The organism is Roseiconus lacunae, assembly GCF_008312935.1.
Taxonomy (GTDB): Bacteria; Planctomycetota; Planctomycetia; order Pirellulales; family Pirellulaceae; genus Stieleria; species Stieleria lacunae.
Map to the genome: position 1 here is coordinate 967,887 of NZ_VSZO01000001.1, position 22,840 is coordinate 990,726.

Here is a 22,840-nt window from a genome sequence, read left to right on the forward strand (position 1 = left end):
TCGATAACGTCAATCGATCTCGATGACGAGTGGATCATGCCACGTCTTTTGCTCGGCGGTGTAGTACAAGTACGCGCGGCTGGGCGGTCCGGTGTAACGTCCCGGAATCTGTCCCACGCAGGAAAGCGAGAACTCCTTGCGTTCGCCCGGCGCAAACGTTCGCCAGTAACAAACCACATCACGCCCGATCAGCTCGTAGTAGTCGACCACGCCGTTCTGACGCAGCTGTTCCAAGTGCTCGATCACCGGTTCCAAGCCACCGGGTAAACCGATCACCGCGACGCTCATCGGTTGGCCTTGGTCGTCTTTATTGACGACCGACACCTGAACGTTGATCGAATCACCTGCGTTGATCGAACCAGAATCGGACGACTTCGGAAAGTTGACGTGTAGCTCAAGTGGACACGACGGATCACTTTGCGGAGATTTCGTCTGACCGACAAGCTGTAGCGTGTACGGCAGCGAAACTTGTTCCCTCGAACGTAGTTCGACGGCGACCGATGGGTCGTTTTCAATCCGCTTACAAACGTCATTGGGCAACCGATAGACAACGCCTTCTTGTTTGGCGTCCGACCAACGAATCGTATCAACAATTTCGTTATCGACGACTAACTCCAGTTCACCCGAACCATCGCCGGCGATCATGCGGTGGGTCATGACAAGTGCTTTAAGTGCCAATACGGTCGCTTGGGTTGAACCGAACCCGCCACCACGTCGATTGGCGAGCAACCAATCGGTCGCTTTACGCAATTGTTGGACGTGTTGATCGTCGGCATTCCAAGCGAGTATGACCAAAGCCGTGGTTTCAACCTGTTTTGAAAATCCACCGCTTTGCGTGACCGTGGTGACTCCATCGAGATGACCGTCTGGCTTTTGAAAGTCGACTAAACGTTCACGTAATCGTTTGGCAACCTCGGTTCGATTCGCATTTTCGAGCGTAATCGCGGACAACGCGATCAGATAGGCGTCGTCGGATTCCGTCGCGACTCGTTCGAGTTGATCGATCTCTTTTCCCAATTCGTTGATAAAACGAGTCGACTGGTCAGATGACGTCGCGGCTTCCGACAAAGCCCACAAAACATAGGCATTGACGATCTCCTGTTGCACCGACCAAGCGTGCAGGTGACGGGAGTTGCGTTTGAATCCGCCGTCGCCATCGCGTCGATCGAGTAGCCATCGCCGAGTACGCTGAAGCATTTTCTCATCGACTTCGATGACTTTCGCCATCTCGGAAAACTGCATCAAGCCGAATGCTGACAACGCCTCATGTCCGGGGTCATTGCCGAACCATTCATAGCCCAATTCACGACATTCGTAGCTGACAAGTTTTCGATAGCCTCGCCGCAATAGCGATTCGATTCGTCTACGATCGGATGGATCAACACCGCCATCGACTTGCATTAGTTGAAACGCCATCACGTTGGGATAGTTGGTCGACGATGCTTGTTCAAAACACCCGTGTGGTTCACGCAAAATGCTCTGTAGTCCCTGACTGATCTGCGATTGTATTGCAGGCATCAACGTGAGCTCCGCGTGTAGAGAGCCGGGAACAATTTGTTCCGGGATCGCGAAGTTCAGCTTTGCCGAACGAACGAGAGTCCCCGAGGCTGAGCCGGTAAACGGGAACCCGGCCGGGGCGATGCGTAGATTTCGTCGGACGCCGTCCCGGATAGCGGTGGATGAACTCACGCCGGTGACGGCCAAGTCGACTTCGGTGAGCTGATCGACCGAGCGGACTTCGATCGGAAAGAACTCTGTCAAACGATCGCCGGCGCCAGCACTGACCGACGCGGTGTGACGATCCAGCCGCAACGGTTCTCCCGTCGACACTTGAATCGCAAAGGCATCATCATCGTCTGTCCCATTGACTAACCCGACGGGTAGTCGAATCAGGTCGCCACCGGTCACTTCCAATGGAAATTTGGCATCGACTTCTAAAGCCGACTGGGTCACCACCATCCCACCGCCACTCCCGAGTCGACCATCGTTGGTATGACCGTTGACGATGACTTTGAACATCGTCAGCGAGTCGGATAGATCAAATCGGATACTAGCGGTTCCAGTCGAATCGGTCACCATTAACGGATTCCAGTACAACGTTTCGGCAAAGTCGACACGACTACCGTCGTCGCTGGTGCGATGGGCGTGGGCGTATTGTCGGATCGGGAAGCGTAACTCTTCGATCAATTGATCAGCCAGTGATTCGGTGTCGATCCCGCGGGCTTGTGCAAATTGCCGGAGCTTGGCGGTACTGATCCGGTTTTCAAGACTTTGGTCCGAAGCGGTATTTGTCGGCGGACGTTCTCCGGGCATCAGTACGTTGAAGACTCGACGGGCAAACGAAGGTCGCGTTTGATCGTCCGCGGCGGCCGGTTCTGATCGGTCGCTGACAGATTCCGCGCCATGGGCTCGTTCATCAGATGGGTTCGACATTCCTTCGGCGGATTCACCTTCGGCTTGATACAAGTCGGCTTCGACAGTTGAGTTGTAAGGGACCGCGCGGGTCGACGTTGGTGTCGCTTGCCCACAACCGACGATGGTGATTCCTAGCAGAAACAGCCCCGAGAGCGGTGCGAGTGCTTTTCGCGGCTTGAACAGCAACGCGATCAGCCAAACAAAGCCGACGATCATCAAAGTGAACCGAATGTCAGAGATAAACTCTTGCCAAATCTCGGTCGCCCGAGTGCGATAGGTGATTAACTGTGACCGCAGATGATCCATGTTGGAGCGACGTTTGCCGACCAAGTCGTTTCGATCACCGTCAAGTTCGAGTAGCCGGACGAGGGCATCACGAAATGTCTCATCAAATCGATTTTCATCGCCGCTGATAAAACGCCGCCAACCTTGCGTGCCCAGCAATAAATCCAAACTCTTTGCGGCCTCGGGATCATCGGCCAAGTAGATGTCGGCCTGTTCGAGATCTTCCGGGGATTCGATTTCGCTGGTCAAGAAAAAGTGTGTTTGGATCGAGGGTAGTTTCTGCCTCCGTAGACTGAGGGCGGCATCATCGACCACGCTGACCCCAAGGATCGCGCCGGGAACCGGGGTGTCGTTTTCGTCTTTGACCGACACTGTCATTCGTACCGGGTCGCCTGGTTGATGTTGCCGCGCATCGTCATCGATCGTCGCGGTAATTTGCAATGCTTTCACGCCACGACGGTACACCAAGCGTTCGACAAGCGGCCTAGTTGACATCGATTCAGAATCGGTTTCCAGCACGGTCACGCGGATCACTCCGGTGGCTCGATCTTGAATCGGCACCACGAGTTCGTGATCCCCAATACCGACTTCGACGGATTGCAAGCCAACCAATTCACCTCGGCAAACCGCACGGATCAGACACTGGCGACGCTTCAGCGTTCGGATGGTCATGGTGATCGGTTCACCCGCATCGAAAACGCCCTCACCGGTTTCCAATACGGGCATGTCATCAACCACCGTCGGTAGCCAAGGCGTTTCGGTGATGTCGAGCGGTTTGGTGACCCGAAGCGAGTATCGCATCCCGGGTTCTGGCTTAAATTCAAAGCGTCCCATCCCGTCACGAACCGTTTCCACGGTCGCAACCACTCGACCAGCTTGGGAGAGAACTTCGCCTGCAAGTTCGATCGGTTTACCGTCCGTATCACGGGCGGTGAAGTAAACACGATTGGTCAGTCCACCGACCAGTTCGCCGCCTTCGGGATAAAAATCAACGGAAATGCGGCCGGTATGAATCGGGATAGCTCGGGTCGCAGTTTCGGTGACGGATCCATCATCGATCGACACCGACAGTCGTCCTTCACCCTGCCGAATGAACTTCGGTAAATCAAACGCGATCGAGAGTGAGCCATCGAGATCGATACTTGTTTCGACTTGATAAATCGTTTGATCGTCGACGACCGCATGGACTTTCGCCGTTGCTCCGGCGGGGATTTCGTCATTCGCACGACGGACCGAAAGCGTGGCTTCGACTCGATCGCCAGAAGTGTATGAGCGGCTAACAAATTGCAGATCTGTTTTTAAGCGAACGGCCCGGTATCGACGAACTTCGAGTTCGAGTGTCTGATCAGGGAAAAATCCGTCCAAACTCTTGGCGATCAATTGATATGTTCCACCGGCAGACGTTTCCGGGATTACAAACGATCCATTTCCGACGCCACGTTCGGTGACACCTTCCAAGATGGCCCCTTCCACCAATGCGCCGCTGGCATCCCGCAACTCAAACCGAATCGGGACTTCTAGGTGCGAAGCCAACGTGCGGCGATTCAAAGTGACCGAACGAAAAAATATTTGTTCGCCGGGGCGGTAAACTGGGCGATCGGTGCTCAAAAATGTTAAGCATCGGGTGGGTTCCAACGGTGTCGTCAAACGAACTCTTTTTTTGCCTTCTGGATCTGCCCAAGCATCGATCTGCAACTCGGCATCGACCGGGATGACGATCTCATTTGGGATTTGAATTCGCGCCGGGTGATCGGCGGTGGTCTCGGTTTGACCGCGATACAACACCGATCCTTTGGATAACACCTGAAAGGAGATGTTCGCCGGGACAATCGGTAACGCCGATCCAAAGCCAAGCCCCGGTTGACCGCCGGATGTTTCCGTCGCGATGCCTTTCGAGTTCACCACCACCCAAAACTCGTTCTGGCTGGTAGCTTCGGGGCCCGCGATGGGCTCAATCGCAACGTGCAGCGGAGCGACGGGCAGCGGTGGCAAACGGTTCCAATGCCGGAAGCCGGTGATCGCAATCAAGAGCGAAGCCGCCGTGACCAACGATACCCACCAGAGTTTGATGAACCGAGAAGAAGTCTTCTTCGTATCGCCGGCGACTTCGATCGGATTGTCTGATGAGGATCCCGGTTGACTCGTTGGAATGGCGGAACCGAATGCGCCGTCGGCGCTAGCCTTGGACATTGCTACATGTTCGCATGCTTCGCTCCCGGTCGTCTGATGCTGGCTCTCGGCAACCACCGTCGAGAGATCGAACGGAGGTCCGGCGGAAGCATCTAACTTCGCCGCTTCGGCAAACTTGCCGGCCATTCGCAGCGTTTGAGCCCAGAGCGTGGCGACGTGGGGATCTCGATTAATCCGTGATCGAAGTGATTCGACTTCGTCATCGTCTAGCAATTCGTAATGCAGTTCGAGTAACTGTTGGCGCAGTTGGTCGTCGTCGTGCGGTGGGTGTTCGGGGTGTTGATTGAAATTCATGACAGATCTCCCACGCTTTCGCGAAGCTGACGAATGGCGGCACGCATGCGTGTTTTGACCGTCCCCAGAGGGATCGAGATGGCTTCGGCAATTTGGGGATAAGAGAGATCACCGTTTTGACGCAGCAAAAAGACTTCTTGATAGTCTGGTGGCAACTCCGCGACAGCTTTGCGTAGCTGTTGAAGTTGTTCGTCTTTGATCAGCCCGTCGGGCGGGCTATCGGAGGTCGAGGCCATCGGAAAGTCCTCGCGGGAAGCGTTCTCGGGCAAGGGAGTTCGCCGACGATTCCAAGCGGTCTTGCGAACATCACGGCCCGTGTTGAGCGTGATTCGAAAGACCCAGGCTTTTAAGTTTTGAATATCGTCGAGCTGGTGCCGGTGATGCCAGCACTTTAAAAACGACTCTTGCAACGCGTCTCTCGCGTCTTCGACATTGCCGACGATGTAGTACAAGGTGCCGAGCAATTCGTCGGCGCAGGAATCGAAAAACCGCTCCAAACGGGCGGTAGCGGCGTCTTTCGGGGGCCCCGAAAGACGTTCGATCGATTCCGGATCGTCGGTCATAAAGTGTCATCCACGGCAGAACAGCGTTGTCTGCAAATCAAGACGACAAAGCCGAGCGTTCGGATTTCAATTGAGTCAAAAAAAGACGAAGACGAACTTGAAACATCGCCTCAATTGATCCGACGAAGCGTCTGGCGGACCGGTGAAACTTAGGCCCTTGCCTTGCGATGGGGATCACTTGTCTTTTCGAGCCCGTTTTTTGGCTTCCAGCAGCCGTTCGGTGTAACTCGAGGGTGCGGGTGTCGATGAATCAGGTGTCGAGGCGCCGGGTTTTGGTTTGCTCGCACCGTCGCCAAGGTCCGACAAGTCGACTTGGGTATTTTCCGCAGAATCGACGGAGGTTGGTTCGAAGCGAACACTCGCGCGACGCTTCTGAAGATCCTCGTCTAATTGTGATTTGTTTTTACGCAGTGCGTCCAAGCGTGTGACAGCGTCCTCGGACGTGTCTTTCTCGCCACGCAAACGTTTGATCGTTTGTCCGACCCAGGTGAAGTCGAACGCGATCCGACGCACCATCACGTCGCCTAGGAACAAACAGCAAGCGCCAAGTACAAACCAAGGCCACGCATCACGGATACTTCGCGCCAGCGCCAGCCCACCACGAAACGGGTCGGTCGCGACCAAGTCTTCGCTCGTGCGTTGTTCCAGCGGAGGGTTAATTTCACCGGGTTCACCGCCTTCGGGTTCGGTCGCCGCCAAGGTTTCGATCAAGGCCATGTTGGTTTCACGCACACGATACTCGTCGCTGTAAGGAACCGTGACGCCGGTTCGCAGCGGCGCGGCTCCGGCACCTGGAACGACGTTGACCAAATAGCTACCCGCACCCGAGGCTGGAAACGATCCGACGTAGCGTCCGGGTGCGGTTTGACGCATCTCCAGAGGCATCGGATTGAGGCCGGGATCAAGCGCGGTCGCGTTCATTTCTAAGAAGTCTAGAAAGTCGTCGTCTTTGGTGAGCGCGTTGACCACGACCTGCACTTCGCCGTCCTTGACCGCCGTTGCGATCGTAAACTTTCCGGTGTCACCGGTCGGGCGCATCAGCCAACGCACCAACTGACTATGAAATTTTTCATAGTTGTCCCATTCCGTCCATGTGCTGGCCCAACGGGCACCGGCGTCGGTTGTCAGCACGGCGGTTCGCCCCAGCCCGTACGTCCAAGCGGCTAAGATTGTCGCGTTTTCGGGTTGTTCCGGCCGAGGCGATTGAATCAACACTTGGGCGAGCGGACTGTCTTTGGTCTGCGTCATCACAAAGCCAGTGATCGGCGGCAGGTCACGATCGATTCCGTCAAGCATCGCGTGCGGAAAGACGACTTGTGGGACCAGTCCATCGGCCGCTTCATAGACCAATGGTTTACTGACGCGTCGGGCCTCGTGCTGAAAGATACGCGGCAACGCGCGTCCGCTTTTGACGCTGTAGTACTTCCCGCCGGTTTGATTCGCGATTTGCTGTAGTCGTTGGCTACCTTGCAGGCCATGCGAAGCGACGGCGACCGTGCTAATGGAGATCTTGCCGTTGACGAACGCGTTCATTGTGTTTGGGTTGGGCGCACTGGGGTCACCATCGGAAATGATGATGCAGTGTTTCACCGACGCTGGAACGTTGTTCAGCGATTTGACGGCCATGTTCATCGCCGGGTCGAACTGTGGCATATCGCCGGGTGTCATTCGGCTGACGCGTGACAACATGACCCGTCGATTGGGGCCGACTTCGGCGAGTCCCGACCAGCGCGGATCACCGCCCCACAGCCAAGCATCGCCGCTAAAATTCCAGTGCAGGACGCCGGCGAAGTCAGACGTTCCCAATTGTTCGATTGCCGCCTTGCAGATCTGTTTTTGCCAGTAGTTGCCGTCTGCCATTTCGCTGGCATGCATGATCAAGGCCAACGCACCGACCGCGCGGACCTTGGCGTTCTTGATCTGAAAATCAACCGGCATCGCCTTTTCAATTTCCGTCCCCGTCCAACCGCCGGCACCGAACGCTTCGGGACCGCCGATCATCAAAAGTCCCGCACCGAGTTGCTGCGTGTTGCGGACCAACATTTCAATCTGTTCGTCGCTGAAAGAGACGATTTCGTTGTCGCTCCCACCAGTCGTTCTGGGGACACCGGCCAGAATCACCGCGTCGTAAGCTTGAAGCTCCGCAAGCGAGCCGAAGAGGTCGTCGTTGGATTGAATGACGACTTCGATATTGTTGTCGAGTAATTTGCTTGCCAGCAGACTGAAGTCGCCTTCGTTTTGCCGATCCTCGATCAGCAGGACGCGGCCTTGCCCACGAACGTGTGTGTACGCGGTGGCGGAGTTGTTTTGGCGAATGCCGTCTTCTTCACGGCTGTCGGGCACGAACTCGGCTTCATAAACGTAAGGTGCCGGTCGATCAATCGTGTGGCGCAGCGGAAAGACGTTCTTTCCAGGATCAAGCGTGATCTCGCGTTCGAGCAAGATCGATTCTTCCTTGCCCTCCTTTTGTTTGACGCGGATCTTTCCCTTCGTCGGTGTCGATGTTTCACCGGTGTCGGTGTAATTGTTAACAACGATCCGTGCTTCGAACGGTTGGCCTTTGCGAATGTCGGTCGGTAAGTCAATTTTTTCGACCAACACTTCGCTCTTCGCATCGAGCATCACCGGGACAACATCGATGCCGATGCCGGCCGCGGCCACACGGGCGACCAGTTTCCGTGCCTGCCCTAAATTTTCGTTGCCATCGGTCACGACCACGATTCGCCGCGACGTGTCTTCGGGCATCGTCGCCTGAGCCAGATTGAGCGCCGATTCAAGGTTCGTCGCGTCGCCACGTTGCAGCAAGGTTTCCAAACGTCTCAATCGGATCTCGTCGTCGAACGGTGGAATCTCGACGGACGCATCACGTCCGAAAACGATGATGCCGGCTTTATCACCCCGCCGAGCATCACGATGGCGTTTCACATTGCGGACGACATAGTCCAGCATCACTTGCCGCTTGGCCACTGGGATACTCTCGGATTGGTCCAAGACGTACATCACCGTGATGCGGTCGCTGACACGAACAAGTTGGACGCCGGCGAGGGCAAACACCAGGATGGTCCAAACCAGTGTGCGAAAAACCAACGCTAGTGAACGCCGGAATTTACCGAGTACGCCGAGCGATTCGATGCCCAGATACCAAAGAATCGGCAGTCCGAGGAGCAGCCACAAGAACGTCGGATGCTCGAAACTGATGCGATAAGGAAGCATTACTGACCAAAAACGGCGAAGGGCGAGACGAGCGATGCCCCTCTATCATACCGTAAATACCCGCCCATTACCCGAGCGATTTGCCCGCGGCCGGCCACTGATCATCACGATTTCGGCCGTTGTCGAGGAGACTACGTTCGCCGCCAAAACGAGGGAAAGACCAACACCAACACGCTAAAGACTTCAACCCTGCCGAGCATCATCAGCCAGACAAACAGGAACTTCGCGCCTTGGCTGAAACCGGCATAGTTTTGCGTCGCACCGACGACGCCCAAGCCCGGGCCGATGTTGTTGAGCGTTGCCGCGACAGCACTGGCACAGTCCAACAGCTTTTCGTCCAGTTTGCTATCTTCGACGCTGGTCGGATCGCTGGCGTCATAACCCCATGTGGAACTCGGTTCAAAGGTCACCAACATCATCCACGACGCGACGAAGATCCCCAGGATCAAACAAAAGTAGACCATGATCCCGCGTAACATTGCCGGGTCGTCGGCCACCGTGTCGCCTATCCGGATTAAACGCACGACGCGGGGATGATACGACAGCTCAATTTCGCGACGTAGGATCTTGTAAAACAACACATGGCGGATGACTTTCATGCCACCTCCGGTGCTGCCGGCGCAGCCGCCGATGAACATCAACACCAGCAAACTACCGCGGGCAAAGTTGTTCCAGCGATCGAAGTCGGCGGTCCCATAACCGGTAGTCGTTATCACCGAGACGACTTGGAATAAACCGTTTCGCAAGCCTTGGCCGAAAGTTTCAAAACCCAGGTCTTCGGCTCGAAAACCAAAGAACATAATGCCGGCCGTCGCGACCGCGATGATTCCCACGTAGGTCTGAAATTCGACGTCGCCGAACAATCGTTTCGGACCCCCAATCATCGTCAAATACAGCAACGTGAAGTTGGTCCCGGCCATGATCATGAATAAGATCGTGGTGTATTCAATCAACGGGCTGTCAAAGCCGCCAAGCGATCGGTTGTAGGTACTGAATCCGCCGGTCGCCATCGTACCGAACGCATGGCAAAGGGCATCGAACAACGTCATGCCTTCGATCATGTAAACGATCGTCAGGATGACATTGAGCGCGCAATAAATCCCGGCAAAGACCAACGCCGTGTGCTGCATCCGCGGCATGCTGCCTTCTTTACTTGGTCCTGGCATCTCGGCGCGGACCATGGCTTTTCCGGCCGATCCCTGACCCAGAATCGCAACGAACAAGACGACGATTCCCAGGCCGCCCAAAAAGTGCGTCCAACTGCGCCAGAATAGGATGCAGTGCGGGACAACCTCGGGCGTTTCAAGATCGGTCAGGATCGTCGCCCCCGTGGTGCTAAATCCAGCCTGAGCTTCGAACATCGCTTCGACAAACGTGATCGAACGACCGTTCCAGATTTGCGTGCCGCTTAAATAATACGGCAGAGCCCCAAGAATCGTCGCCAGCAACCAACTCAATCCGACCACCGCCATCGCTTCCTTACGAAACAGCGGCTTATGGCTTTGTCGAGTCCGCCCGGCGATCAGCAACACCGCCCCGACAAACATGCTGATCGCCATGCTAAGAACCAAGCCTTGGATTCCGGCATGTTCGACCGATTCGGCGGCTGGCAGGTGAGTGCGATTGGCCAAACTAGGAAAGGCAAACGGCAAACAGAATCCCATCGATCCGCCAATCAGCAGGCAGATCACTCCAAGCACTCGGCTAAGTAATCGAAAATTCAATGGTCTTTCGGTCTCGTGTCCGATCCGCAGGACAGGTGGCAAATTCGTCAGAACGAAAGAATTGTAGTGGTTGCCAAGCGGTTTTCGCGATGGGCCTTCGCAACGTTGATTCGGATCTTTGGCCCACCGATGCCTGCGATGGCTGTTGCGAATCGACAGTGGCGGTAGCCTTTGGCACCCTGTTTGCAACCGCTAACGGGTCAGTCTCGAACAGCCCTTCCCCAGGGGATGAACGAAGACTGGCGATCGGCGCTGGAGGCGGCGTCGGTCGCCGCTTTTTACGCCTTTTCACGTAATTTTTCGGCTGCTGATGTGGCCGGTACTGCTGAAAAGGACGGTGTTCGATACCGCAAGCGGTGCCGCATTTTGCTGAAGCATTTTGCAACACCGCGAATTGGCGTCACCGCTAACCAAAATCACGCTTTCATTTCCGTGATCTGCTTTGTCGCGATGCCAATCGGGCGGTCGACCGGCACGCCGGCGCAGTCAAGCAGTGTTGTCAACAAGTCGCCTTGGTTGCCCTTGGTGTCGGGCAGGAAACGCCCCGTCTTGATCGAACCGCCGCCCTTGCCCGCGATGATGAAGGGCAGATTCTCGCGGCGGTGTTTGTTGCCGTCTTCCAAACCCGATCCCCACATCATGATGCAGTTGTCCAGCAGGGTTCCCTCGCCCTCGCGAAGATTGGCCATCTTGTTGACCATGTACGCGTACTGATCAATGTTGAACTTGGTGATCGCCGCGACCTTCCGCACCATCTTCTCGCGATTTTCATGGTGTGTCTGTGAGTGGTGTTTATCGGTGAAGCCCAACTCGGGATACGAAACACCGTTGGGCGTTGATCCGATGTAGGTGCTCACGCGGGTGGTGTCTGTTTGAAACGCCAGGATCGTCAAGTCACACATGACTTGCATGTATTCGCTACGTTTGTCGCCTTCGGGGATTTTGACTTCGATCGGCGGCGAGTCGCTGGCGTCGCGTTGGGTTGTCCGGACTCCGGCTTTTTCCAAAGCCGCCTCTTTCTGACGCGATTCGATCGCTGCGATTCGCCGCTCGACCGCACGGACGCTGTCGAGGTATTCGTCGAGTTTTTGTTGATCGGTACGAGCCAGGGTTTTACGAAGATCGCGGGCGCCGCCGAGCACACGATCGAGCATTTGACGATCTAACGGGTTGGCTTCGGTGACATGGCCGTCTTTGCCTTTCTTGCCGAACAGTCGATTGAGCACGTTGCGTGGGTCGATCTCGGCGGGGACCGGCTGAGTCGGCGATCGATAGCTGCAGTGCGAGTAGTAAGCTTCGTGCAGGCCGGCTTGGTTTTCTTTCCAGGTCTGCGGCATGGTGGCCAGTTCGAGCGATGGCAGCGAAGTTTGCGCGCCGACATAGTTGGCCATGATCTGATCGGCCGAGATCGCAATGTTGATACGACTTCGCGTTTCCGCGTCGGGCAACGTCGCGGTCAACCAGGTTGATAACTCTAACGCGTGCGGTGCACCGTTGAAGGGTGAAATCGGTACGCCGGAAATTCCTTTCATCATCAAGCATTGGTCCAAGATCGGACGCAGCGATTCAATTGCCGGTGGCGGTGACTGATGAAACGCTTCGGGGCTTTCCGGCCAGAAGTCATCCATGATGACGCCGTGTGGCATGTACATGAAACCTAGCCGAACCGGGGGCTTTGACGGACCGGCTCCCGCGGAAACTCTGCCAGCCCCGACGGAAAAGCCGATCGAATCCATCAATGGTAATGCCAGCGAAACCCCCGCACCTTTGAGCAAGGTTCCCTTCAACATGGTGCGGCGATTAACACGAGGATCGTTGTTCATGTGAGTCATCCTTAAATTTTACGATGTGTGAACAAGTAGCTGGTGATGACTTCGGTGATCATCGTCCGCACGCGATAGTCATCCTGCGCGATTTTGACCATCAGCTGATCGACCACAATTTCGTCATAACCGTCGAGTTGTCGTCCGACCGCGTAGGCCATCAACCGTTCGGTCAAGTTGCGAGCCAAGTCGGCCTTGCGCTGGCCTAGCAAACGCTTTAAGTCCGCCGGTGATGCGAAACGTTCCCCGCTGGGAAGTTCACCCGCCGAATCGATCGCCACACCGGCGGCATTGGTGTCACGCCAGCGACCGATCGCGTCAAAGTTCTCCAAGCCAAAACCGATCGGATCGAGAACTTTGTGGCAGTTGGCACAGGTCGGTTCCGATTGATGCAACTCCGTCCGTTCTCGCAGCGTCAACCCTTCCACGCTTTTCTGCGTCTGCTCTTCCAATTCGGGCACGTCCGGTGGTGGGGGTGGGACGCGTTCGCCCAAGATTTGTTCGAGCACCCAGACGCCGCGGCGTACCGGGCTGGTGCGATTGGGAAACGATGTCGTCGCAAGCGTGGCCGGCATGCCAAGGATGCCACCACGATTGGGATTGTCGAGCTTGACCCGCTGCATCGCGAGTCCTTCGACAGAGTCTTCGATCCCATAGAGCTTCGCCAGCGGTTCGTTCAGGAACGTGTAGTCGCTGTCGATCAACCGGAGCACGCTTTCGTTCTCACGGACGATGCTGTCGAAGAATAAACGTGCCTCGTCGGTCATTGACTGCACCAACATCGCGTCCACTTGGGGAAACAGATCGGGGTCAAAGGTTTGACGTCGCAAGCTTCCCACGCCCAACCATTGAGCGCCAAACCCATCGAATAACGCCCGGGAACGCGGATCGTTTAGCAGACGTTCGGCCTGAGACCGCAACACTTCAGGTTGATGTAACTCGCCCTTCTCGGCAAGCGAGGACAATTCGGCATCAGGCGGCGATGACCACAGTAAGTACGACAAACGTGACGCCAGTTGATAGTCATCGAGCGGCACAATGGTGTCTTTATTTTCGATTTCATCGGCCGGCATGATGAACAGGAACTGTGGCGAAACGAGGATGCCTTTCCACATCAAAGCGAGCGACGCTTGATAGTCCAGACCGTTGTCGCGACCGAGCCGGAACACGTCGACCAAAACATCCAGTTCCGCTTCGCCGGGTGGTCGACGGTAGGCATCGCGCGCCAGTGATCGAGCGACGTTACGAGCGGCGCCCTCGTAGTCGACTTCGTGAGCTGGCGTTGGGCCGAATAGACGTCGTTGTGTTTCCGTCGACGTTTGATCCTGCGCTGCAATCACTTCGTCGACCACCTTGTTTGCGATGTCGAGAAACAACTCGGATTGCAAAGGCGAGATTGAATTCAAGTAGCCTTCACCGACGACCTCGTCGGGAAGGCTATCGGCGATCGAGGGATCGACACCATAGAGATCCCGCAACGTATTGCCGTACTCCACCTTGCTCAATCGACGGATGACAAAGGGACCGGGATCGCGAGGGGAAAAGTACTTGAGCTTTCCGATCCATTCGACGAACTGTTGCCGCTCTTCGTCCGATGGGAGCTCGTCAACATATTCCGGAGGCATGTCACCGACTTTGACATTCGCGACCGCCTTTTTCCAATGGAGGAACGACGACGCCGCGCCCGGGCTTTGGAGTGCAGAACGCAAATTGATGCCCGCTTCTGGGCGCGGTCCGTGACAACTAATGCAATACTTGTCGACAAAGGGACCGACCTTCTTTTTAAACGTCGTTTCGGCATCGGCGCGAAGTGCCTCGAAATCGATCGCCGGGTCTGTCGTCTCAGAAGAGTCATCCGCTTGGCACGGAACGTCAAACGGACTCGCAGCAACGAAAACAATTCCCAACACCACCGCCATCGCAGTAGAAGATCGGCCGAACATCATTGCTCGGCCGAACATCATCGCTTGGCCGAGCAATATCGCATTGAGCAGCCATCTCGTTGACCACAATGGCGGGACGGCATCGAGGCGGTCATCCGATGGTTTCAGATTCATTGAGGGTGTGTTAATCAATGGACTGATCCAGAAAGTGCGACTTGCCGGTGAGGCGTCATCGACTTTGGAGGGAGGGAAAATCGAGGTGGGAAGGCAAGGCAGGCATTTGGGGGATCGTCCATCATATCGCATCAGGCATCGTATTGCGAAGGTTTTCACATTCGTCAGCGCGTCGATACGCCATGTAAGATGCCGCGAAAAGCCTAGAAAACGGTCGACGTTTGTCTCGGACTTAGATAGAACGGCGTGCAAAACGACCAACATCCATTCGATCGAGACGATCGGTCCTCCTCAAAAAGACTGCCATGTGTGGACGTTTCAATCTAAAAACCCCCGCCGCCGCCTGGACACAGGAGTTCCTGCCGCTATGGAGCGAGCAGGAAATCGCTGACAGGACACAGCAATTGGGCGTCGACGCACGATACAACATTGCGCCCACCCAATCGGTTTCGTGTATTCACGCTGCCGATGTCAGTGATCAAGACGATCGACGTCAATGGTCACTATTTCGCTGGGGATTGGTGCCGTTTTGGGCGAAAGACATCGCGATCGGAAATCGGATGATCAATGCCCGCAGCGAAACGGCGCACGAGAAACGATCCTTCAAAACGCCTTTGGTTCGGAGGCGATGCCTTGTGCCGGCCGACGGCTACTATGAATGGAAAAAAACGGGTAATGGCAAACAGCCCTATGTGATCGAATCAACAGCTGGCGACGTGTTGGCAATGGCCGGACTTTGGGAGGTCAATCAAGCCTTGGGGACGGACGGAACGCCGCTGCAGACGGTCACGATTCTGACAACAGCCGCGAACAAGTCGCTGAGCCAAATCCACGATCGGATGCCGGTCTTGATCAAACCCCAGGATTTTACGCAGTGGCTGGATCCGCAAAATCAGGCGATCGAGTCGGTCTTGCCGCTGCTGAAGCCCGCCGAAGAGGACGCAATGACCGCCCGCCCGGTGTCGACCGTTGTCAACAACGCCCGTAACGATGTGCCCGAATGCCTGCAGGCTCCGGACGTTTAGGTCCCCGACGCTAGTCACCGGACAGCCCGACGCTTAGTCTCCGGACAGCTCGACGCTTAGTCACCGGACAGGTCCTACCTGGACCGGGGGGAGGATAGCCGGATCAACCGTCTTGCACTACGATCAGGCCCGAGAGTGAACCGGATCTTTCCCAGGCCCGTCTGTGCCAGACGGTTGACTTTCCACACTCACATTTCCCCGTCAAATCTCCCATGAGCCATCGATTCTCCCACCTCGAAACCGCTCCCCCCGATGCCATTTTAGGTCTGTCGGAAGCGTTCGGTGCCGATTCCAATCCGAACAAGCTGAACCTGTCTGTCGGTGTCTATAAAGACGAAACGGGTAAAACCCCCATTTTGGAAGTGGTGAAGGCGGCTGAGAAAAAGATTCTCGAAGAGGAAGCGACCAAGGGGTATCTGCCGATCGAAGGGTCGCCGGAGTACGCCGAGGACGTCCGAAAACTCGTCTTTGGCGATGCTGTCGCGCAGGACCGAACGGTGGTTGTGCAAACCCCAGGTGGAACCGGCGGGCTCCGTGTTGCCGCAGACTTCATGCGGACTCAATTGCCGCAGGTAAAAGTCTGGATGCCGAATCCGACGTGGGCGAATCACCCGGCGATCTTCATGTCGAGCGGCGTACCAACGGAAACCTATCGCTACCTCGCCGACGACCGCACGTCATTGGATCTCGATGGCATGCTGCAAACGCTTCGCGAGTCAGCTTCGGCCGGTGATGTGATTTTGCTTCACGGGTGCTGTCATAACCCGACCGGGATCGATCCCAGCGGTGATGACTGGAAGCAAATTGCCCAGGTCGTCGAGGAAAAGAAACTGCTCCCCTTGATTGACTTCGCCTACCAAGGTTTCGGGGATGGCATCGAGCAAGATGCCGTTGGGTTGCGGACGATCTTGCAACACACTGACGAGGCACTCGTGTGCAGTTCGTTCTCCAAAAACTTTGGGCTCTATAGCGAACGAGTGGGCGCGATCTGCTTAGTCGCCGCCGATGCCGAAAACGCAACCGCCGCGCGCAGCCAACTTAAACGCACCGTACGAACCAACTACAGCAACCCGCCGCGTCATGGTGCTTCGATCGTCGCGACGATCCTGGGTGATCCACAGTTGACCGCGCAGTGGAAAGAAGAACTCGAATCGATGCGGCAACGAATTACGCGGCTTCGCGAACAGTTCGTCCAAACGATGAAGAGCACCGGCAGCGGTCATGACTTCGGGTTCCTGCTTCGCCAACGCGGCATGTTTTCTTACAGCGGTTTAACGCCGATGCAGGTCGATGAATTGAAAAGCAAGTATGGGATTTACATCGTCGGCAGCGGACGGATTAATGTGGCCGGAATGTCTGAATCCAAGATGCAGTACTTCTGTGATTCGGTCGCATCGGTTTTGAGCTAGGAAGTTGTCGACGCTCGGTTCAATGGTAGCGGAAGCCGCCGAGACTTTCGGTGGCTCGTCGATTGACTCAGAAGTTTCCAGAAACCGATGGAGGCGAGCCGAACGCGCTAGCGTCGGGTCATAGGCGTAGTGAGTAAAAGGCTGGAGTTTGGTCAACCTCTGAAATTAGGATTAGCCGCATGGCGTTAGCCACGGTTTCGGTGCAACAACCAGCGCCAACGCCCGTCGGCTGATAAACCGAACCCAAACAATTCGCTTAGACGGAGTACGAGGAGTGAAAAACGATGATGTCGAAACGAAGGTTTTCTCCAGGCTATCGTTGACCGTCTTGCGGGTAGATGAATCCAAAACATCATTTCAATGCTCGCTTCTCAAATCACCTTCACGACACTAATCCCTGGAACCTTGTCACGATGCCCGGACTTAAACCCTCAGTTTGTATCGACGCCGTTTTTGAAGATGTTCCCAAGGCCGAAGCCATCGCGAAAGTCAAATCGTGTGGGATCGATGCGTTTGAGTTTTGGGGTTGGTGGGATAAAGACTTGGCAGAAATTGAGGATGCCAAGGCGAAGCACGATATGCAGATCGCGTCGTGCTGTACGAAGTTTGTTTCCTTGGTTGATCCTGCCACGCGCCGCGAATATCTCGATGGGTTGGCCGAGTCAATCGAAGCCGCGAAACGGCTAGACTGTCCGACGATCATTTCTCAAGTCGGTGACTTTCGGGAAGATGTCTCACACGAGGAACAGCATGATTGCTTGGTCGAGGGATTGCGTGAAGCGGCACCGATGCTGGAACAGGCCGGTGTCGTGTTGGTGTTCGAGCCCCTTAACGATCTGATCGATCACGTCGGCTACTACCTCGTCCGCAGCGAACAAGCCTTTGCGATTGTTGATCATGTCGATAGCCCCAACGTGAAAGTTGTCTTTGACATCTATCATCAACAAATCAGCGAAGGCAACGTGACACGTAACGTCCTTGAAAACATCGATCGCATTGGGCATTTGCACGCCGCCGGTAACCCGGGCCGAAATGAATTGACACGTGGCGAGTTGAACTACGCTGAAATATTTTCTGCCATCCGAGGCACCGACTATGACGGATACGTTGGTCTGGAATACTGGCCGTTGGAGGATCCCGAAGCCGGTCTGAAGCAAGCGAAATCACTCGTCGTCGCCTAATGGATCGTGTACGGCAAGCGGTAAACGCAAACCAAGCGATAAACGCAAACCAAGCGATAAACACTGTTCAGTACAATCCGCGCACGTCTCGCTTTTAAGTTGGTTGGGCATCGGAACTGGCGGTCATCGCGCGATCAAGCCGGTCGACCCCGCGAATCGAGATAAACGCCTCACCCATTTCGGTACGGTACTTGCATCGATTTGAACGTTGTTCAATCGACAATCAAATCGAAACGAGGGCCAACGATGTCAACTGATTTTGCTGAGGCAACTACCGAAACAACGGCGACACCACTGCGTGATGCGACCGATACGATGCGAGCAATGGTTTATGAGGACTATGGTGATGCCGCAGTCCTGCATGAGGCAGAGCTTGAAACACCCAAATGCCTGCCCGGTCAGGTTTTGATCCAAATTGCGGCGTCGAGCGTCAACCCGATCGATTATCGACTGCGTCGCGGAGAGATGCGGGCGCTAATGCCAGGGGGGTTTCCTCGAGTACCCGGATACGATGTCGCCGGATGGATCGCCGCCGCTGCGGATGACGCGCCATTCCCGGTCGGCCAACCGGTGATCGCATTTTTGGATTCGGTGCGGGGCGGAGCATCGGCAGAATACGCCGTTTGTTCGATCGATGCGGTGACACCGTTGACCAAACCGATGCCGATCGAAAAAGCAGCCGCGATTCCATTGGCGGGGACGACGGCTCTTCAATCACTTCGTGACCATGGAAAGATGGCGACTGGCGATCGGGTGTTGATCAACGGTGCGAGTGGTGGCGTTGGGATGTTCGCGATTCAAATTGCCAAAGCGTATGGCTGTATTGTTACGGCGGTCGCGAGCCGGAAGAACCAATCGGTATGTGAAGCTTGGGGTGCCGACCAGTTTATCGACTATCGTACCACTGATTACACAACAACGGGGCAGCAATGGGACCTGATCTTCGATGCGGCCGGGAAAGCAAGCTACCTCGATTCACGACCAGTGATGAGTGAAGGGGCAAGGTTTGTTTCAACCGAGCCTGACGTGAAGGGCCTTTTCATGACCGCCGTCACCGCGCCGTTTTCGAAGAAGGCAAAGGTGATGTTGGCAAAACCGAACGCGGAGGACCTCCGCACGCTGGTGGATCTTTACAACGATGGAAAGCTAAAAATCGAAATCGATTCGACTTATCCGCTCGCCCGACTCGGCGATGCGCACCGACGTGTCGAAGAAGGCGTCGATCACGGCAAGGTCGTTGTGAAAGTGAACCAATAAGCTCTCGCGAGCACCGTCGACTTATCTTGTAAGCCGCACGCTTTTCTTGGTAGCGGAAGCCGCGGAGGCTTTCGGCAAGCTATCGACTGACTCAAAACTTACCCAAACGCCGATGCCTTCACAGTTTGTAAGCCGCACGCGCTAGCGTCGGGCCAACTTTTGCTCCGTCGCATACGGTAGCACCTGCGGCTCAGCGAGAATCATTCCTCGACTGCGGCGGTTTCCTCAGCCGACCCATCATCAAGCTCCAGCTTCCAGCAGGCCGCGATGGCTTGTCGGCTGTAATCGATCGATTCTCCTAGAATCCGAGCCGCTTCTTGTCTCGCATGGAACCCTTTGCTGTTTTCGCTAGCGATGTAATCCAGACGCCACATCGCTTTCCGCTGTAACTTTCGAATCGGTGCGAGCTGTTCTTCGCTCGCGCCGGCTTTCTGAACCGCGATAATGGCATCCAACATTTCGGTCATCGCCGCAGCCGCTCGTTCGATTAGCGCTTTCGTTCGGTCTTGGATTGTATCAACGCGGGCTTTGATTTCTTCTTCTGGAATCTTGTGACAGGTCTGACAGGCCTTATTGATGTTCATCATCGGGCTGCGTACCCAGTGGCTGCTGACTTTCGTCGCACCGACCTTTTCATAGGGCATATGGCAATCGCTGCAACTCACGCCGCTGCGAGCATGGATACCTTGGCTCCAAAGTTCAAACTCGGGATGCTGAGCCTTATAGACTTTCGTTCCGGTTTCCTTATGCACGTAGTCATAAAAGTCGTCACCGTCTGGGAAGGTGGTGGTGTCCCATTCGGCTTCTAGCTGTTCCATCTTCAAGCCGTTACTCCAAGGGAACGTCAACGTCATTTTGTTGGCACAGTAATATTCGACGTGACACTGTCCACAGACAAACGATCGCATTTCTTGCCGGGTTGCCATCGTGTTCGGGTCATAGTCGCCTTGTCGACCATCCTTTCGCCATTGTTCGACGCTCGGCAGATGAGGAACCGGTTCGTCGCTTTTCGCAAGCTTGTCGATACCGAGCACAAAACCGGGGCGCGTGACACGAATTTGCATCGTTTTTGGGTCGTGGCAATCGACGCAAGAGACTGGGTGTGCGCCGCCGATATGCGGGTCACCACTTTCAGGATCCATTCCGTCGGGAGTTTTTTCGACTTCTGCGTGAACCTCTTCGTATTTCTTTTGGCTGACTTCCTTAAACCCCGCGAGTACGGCATCCATTCGGAAGTCTTCGGCCAGCTTATCGACCGTCGCTTCCTCGCCCATCGTTTCTAGACCGATCCGGCGATAGGTCGGAATGATCGAAGCATGGCAATGCATGCATGCTCCGGATTGTTGAACGTCGGTTACACGTTTGGTGACTTCTTGGTCGGCCAGCATGTGGGCATGACCCCGAGCCTCGCGGTAGTCGATGCTGAATGCGTAGCCGGCGAACAATCGTTTCAACCACGGTGATTCTTCCAGCTTACTTGGTGGCAACGCGTGATTCCCACCGAAGTCTGTATAAGGATCGTTGACGGTTTTTAGATAATCCTCGTATTGTTGCGGAAAGTTCAGTCCCCACGGTTCGGGATCCGAACTGACTTCGCTGACTTCGACGACTTTTGTAAACGGGGCACGAGCTTCTTGCTTACGTTCAAAAATATTGACAAGTAACGCGACGACGGCAAAGGTAGCCGCGCCGGTGATGAACGTTAGCAGTAGTAGCCAACTGAATCCGCTTTTCTGATCGGAAGCCATCGTCTCGCTGAGTCCTTAAGTGGTGAAAGCTTTAAAAGGCGGGTTGTCATTAGCGTCCCGCATGCCCGACATCTGCGTGACAATGAACGCAAGATTGCATGTCGTCATTCGCCGTCGCCGGCAAGAGCGGATGAACAAAGTCTTTGTGACAATCGATACAGGTGCTCTGCGTGACCCTACGATTGCGCGGCTTAATACGGATCGGATCCTTATAGCCACCGACGGTGAACGCAAGTGAATGAAAGAAACCGTTGTCTGCCTTAGTTACCCACTTTCCAATCGGATCATGGGGAAGGTGGCAGTCATTACAGACTGCGACGTGATGGTGGCTACTTTGTTGCCAAGAGTCCAAGTGGTCCTGCATGACGTGACAGTTCACACAGGTCTGTGGATTGTTACTCAGATAGCTAGCGCCTTTGCCATATCCGAACGTGAACGTCCCGACGCCGAATAGTAGGCCGAGAATCACCGCGAAGACGATTGCACCTTTGCCGAAACGCGGTCGACGCGTTGAGGTTGCTTTCGATTCGTCATGCGAATTCGTCGATAAATCGTTTGGCTGTGACTGATCCGTCATCACTGGCTACGTTGCGATATCTTGACGTTGATAAATGGTGCCCGTGCTCTACTCGGACGCCGATCGCTTTTCAATCTAGGGGTTCAGATGAGAAATGCCACAATTGAATTCCAATTTCCTGAAAAACACATTTCCGTTGAATTTGATACAGTTAATCTTGGTGAAAGTAAAATCAATGTGGGACATAGACGCACATTTCAATGGGCATTTGGGAGATTGATGTGCGGTGACGGAGCAATCGTAGTTATTGGTTGATGGCTTGGAAGAGCAGCCAGCGATTGCGATTGATGATCGATTCCTCTTGAATCGCATGCATCGCGTCGCCATCGACTTCGAGCATGGTTTCTTGACGCGTGACTAAGACCTTTCGAGTTTCCGGACTGACAATGGCATCGGGAGCATGGTGGACACAGTACTCGATAATGACAAGGAAACGCTCAAAGCGACTGAGGTTTGTCCCTTCGCCCATTATTCGGCCGAAGCTCAATTCGTTGCTGGGCAATCGCAAATAGTGGACCGCTTTATCCTTATCCAGGCAGATCAAATCGAGAACGTCGATCAGTTTGCTACGTTTCTGGTACCGCGGGTGAGTGTCACGGGCGATGGACAAGCCGGATGTCGAAGAACTTGACATCTGTGTGCGTTCGGAGACCTCGCGCCGAGTCACCTCAGCGACTCGGTTTAAACTGATCACAAAAAGATTGTGCCAAGGAACCGAGATCGTTTCGCCATGAATTCCAACCGGAATCCGTAGTTCTTCGTCGTCCAATTCGAACCAGCGAATGTTGCGTGGTTCACCCAACTTGGGAATGTCGTCGGTACGAACCAGCTTGACGCCATAGCCTTGTTCGGCAAGCGTGGTTTGAACCGATTCGGCTTGAGGACGATCAAAATGATCCCAGAGAATGCCCTGATGCCGACGGATGGCTACCATCGCATCCGGATGCGTCATCGCACCTTGTTTGGTCAACACGTCGGCCAACAACTCGGCCGGGATCGTTTCGAAACGGGTTTGGACGACAGCGAATTCACTCACCAGACTACTCCAGGTGCGAACGGTTCATTGGCGATCCATCATA

Annotated in this window: 13 protein-coding genes; 4 read left to right on the forward strand and 9 right to left on the reverse strand. The window is 55.1% G+C overall.

Annotation, left to right across the window (positions count from 1 at the left end):
- Window positions 1-9 precede the first annotated feature (9 nt).
- From FYC48_RS03435 to FYC48_RS03460, 6 genes are all read right to left on the reverse strand, one after another.
- Window positions 10-5,184: an MG2 domain-containing protein gene (locus FYC48_RS03435; protein ID WP_149495258.1), complete on the reverse strand. Its 5,175-nt coding sequence runs from the start codon at window positions 5,182-5,184 to the stop codon at window positions 10-12.
- Window positions 5,181-5,747 (reverse strand): RNA polymerase sigma factor, encoded by a 567-nt coding sequence (locus FYC48_RS03440; RefSeq protein WP_149495259.1) that lies wholly within the window; start codon window positions 5,745-5,747, stop codon window positions 5,181-5,183. The genes FYC48_RS03435 and FYC48_RS03440 overlap by 4 nt, the downstream gene beginning before the upstream one ends.
- A gap of 174 nt (window positions 5,748-5,921) precedes the next feature.
- Window positions 5,922-8,960: a VWA domain-containing protein gene (locus FYC48_RS03445; protein WP_149495260.1), complete on the reverse strand. Its 3,039-nt coding sequence runs from the start codon at window positions 8,958-8,960 to the stop codon at window positions 5,922-5,924.
- Between the two features lie 131 nt (window positions 8,961-9,091).
- Window positions 9,092-10,624: a TrkH family potassium uptake protein gene (locus FYC48_RS03450; protein ID WP_149495829.1), complete on the reverse strand. Its 1,533-nt coding sequence runs from the start codon at window positions 10,622-10,624 to the stop codon at window positions 9,092-9,094.
- A gap of 476 nt (window positions 10,625-11,100) precedes the next feature.
- Entirely contained in the window at window positions 11,101-12,507 is a 1,407-nt protein-coding gene (locus FYC48_RS03455; RefSeq protein ID WP_149495261.1) for a DUF1552 domain-containing protein, read from the reverse strand.
- An 11-nt stretch (window positions 12,508-12,518) separates the two neighbouring features.
- Entirely contained in the window at window positions 12,519-14,564 is a 2,046-nt protein-coding gene (locus FYC48_RS03460; RefSeq protein ID WP_200836527.1) for a DUF1592 domain-containing protein, read from the reverse strand.
- Window positions 14,565-14,869: 305 nt separating this feature from the next.
- Here FYC48_RS03460 and FYC48_RS03465 point away from each other — a divergent pair, with 305 nt between their 5' ends.
- The 4 genes from FYC48_RS03465 to FYC48_RS03480 all read left to right on the forward strand — a co-directional run bounded on the left by FYC48_RS03465 (window position 14,870) and on the right by FYC48_RS03480 (window position 19,436).
- Complete coding sequence (locus FYC48_RS03465; RefSeq protein ID WP_149495262.1) at window positions 14,870-15,589, forward strand: SOS response-associated peptidase; 720 nt, start codon at window positions 14,870-14,872, stop codon at window positions 15,587-15,589.
- 212 nt (window positions 15,590-15,801) lie between these two features.
- On the forward strand, window positions 15,802-16,998 hold the full coding sequence (locus tag FYC48_RS03470; RefSeq protein WP_149495263.1) for an amino acid aminotransferase: 1,197 nt from the start codon (window positions 15,802-15,804) through the stop codon (window positions 16,996-16,998).
- A 413-nt stretch (window positions 16,999-17,411) separates the two neighbouring features.
- Complete coding sequence (locus tag FYC48_RS03475; RefSeq protein ID WP_149495264.1) at window positions 17,412-18,179, forward strand: hydroxypyruvate isomerase family protein; 768 nt, start codon at window positions 17,412-17,414, stop codon at window positions 18,177-18,179.
- Between the two features lie 246 nt (window positions 18,180-18,425).
- Window positions 18,426-19,436 carry an NAD(P)-dependent alcohol dehydrogenase gene (locus FYC48_RS03480; RefSeq protein WP_235034048.1) on the forward strand — a complete coding sequence of 337 codons (1,011 nt, stop codon included), beginning with the start codon at window positions 18,426-18,428 and terminating at the stop codon, window positions 19,434-19,436.
- Between the two features lie 200 nt (window positions 19,437-19,636).
- Here the strand turns inward: FYC48_RS03480 and FYC48_RS03485 are convergent, their stop codons facing one another.
- From FYC48_RS03485 to FYC48_RS03495, 3 genes are all read right to left on the reverse strand, one after another.
- On the reverse strand, window positions 19,637-21,184 hold the full coding sequence (locus FYC48_RS03485) for an ammonia-forming cytochrome c nitrite reductase subunit c552 (RefSeq protein WP_149495265.1): 1,548 nt from the start codon (window positions 21,182-21,184) through the stop codon (window positions 19,637-19,639).
- 49 nt (window positions 21,185-21,233) lie between these two features.
- Window positions 21,234-21,761, reverse strand: a complete 528-nt coding sequence (gene nrfH / locus FYC48_RS03490; protein ID WP_149495266.1) for a cytochrome c nitrite reductase small subunit — start codon at window positions 21,759-21,761, stop codon at window positions 21,234-21,236.
- Window positions 21,762-22,005: 244 nt separating this feature from the next.
- Entirely contained in the window at window positions 22,006-22,797 is a 792-nt protein-coding gene (locus FYC48_RS03495; RefSeq protein ID WP_149495267.1) for a hypothetical protein, read from the reverse strand.
- Window positions 22,798-22,840: the final 43 nt, after the last annotated feature.

Coding starts and splice junctions, on each gene's coding strand:
- FYC48_RS03480 (WP_235034048.1), top strand. CDS start 18,426: ATGTCAACTGATTTTGCTGAGGCAACTACCGAAACAACGGCGACACCA.
- FYC48_RS03460 (WP_200836527.1), bottom strand. CDS start 14,564: ATGAATCTGAAACCATCGGATGACCGCCTCGATGCCGTCCCGCCATTG.
- FYC48_RS03435 (WP_149495258.1), bottom strand. CDS start 5,184: ATGAATTTCAATCAACACCCCGAACACCCACCGCACGACGACGACCAA.
- FYC48_RS03475 (WP_149495264.1), top strand. CDS start 17,412: ATGCCCGGACTTAAACCCTCAGTTTGTATCGACGCCGTTTTTGAAGAT.
- FYC48_RS03440 (WP_149495259.1), bottom strand. CDS start 5,747: ATGACCGACGATCCGGAATCGATCGAACGTCTTTCGGGGCCCCCGAAA.
- FYC48_RS03450 (WP_149495829.1), bottom strand. CDS start 10,624: ATGGGATTCTGTTTGCCGTTTGCCTTTCCTAGTTTGGCCAATCGCACT.
- FYC48_RS03470 (WP_149495263.1), top strand. CDS start 15,802: ATGAGCCATCGATTCTCCCACCTCGAAACCGCTCCCCCCGATGCCATT.
- nrfH (WP_149495266.1), bottom strand. CDS start 21,761: ATGACGGATCAGTCACAGCCAAACGATTTATCGACGAATTCGCATGAC.
- FYC48_RS03455 (WP_149495261.1), bottom strand. CDS start 12,507: ATGAACAACGATCCTCGTGTTAATCGCCGCACCATGTTGAAGGGAACC.
- FYC48_RS03485 (WP_149495265.1), bottom strand. CDS start 21,184: ATGGCTTCCGATCAGAAAAGCGGATTCAGTTGGCTACTACTGCTAACG.
- FYC48_RS03465 (WP_149495262.1), top strand. CDS start 14,870: ATGTGTGGACGTTTCAATCTAAAAACCCCCGCCGCCGCCTGGACACAG.
- FYC48_RS03445 (WP_149495260.1), bottom strand. CDS start 8,960: ATGCTTCCTTATCGCATCAGTTTCGAGCATCCGACGTTCTTGTGGCTG.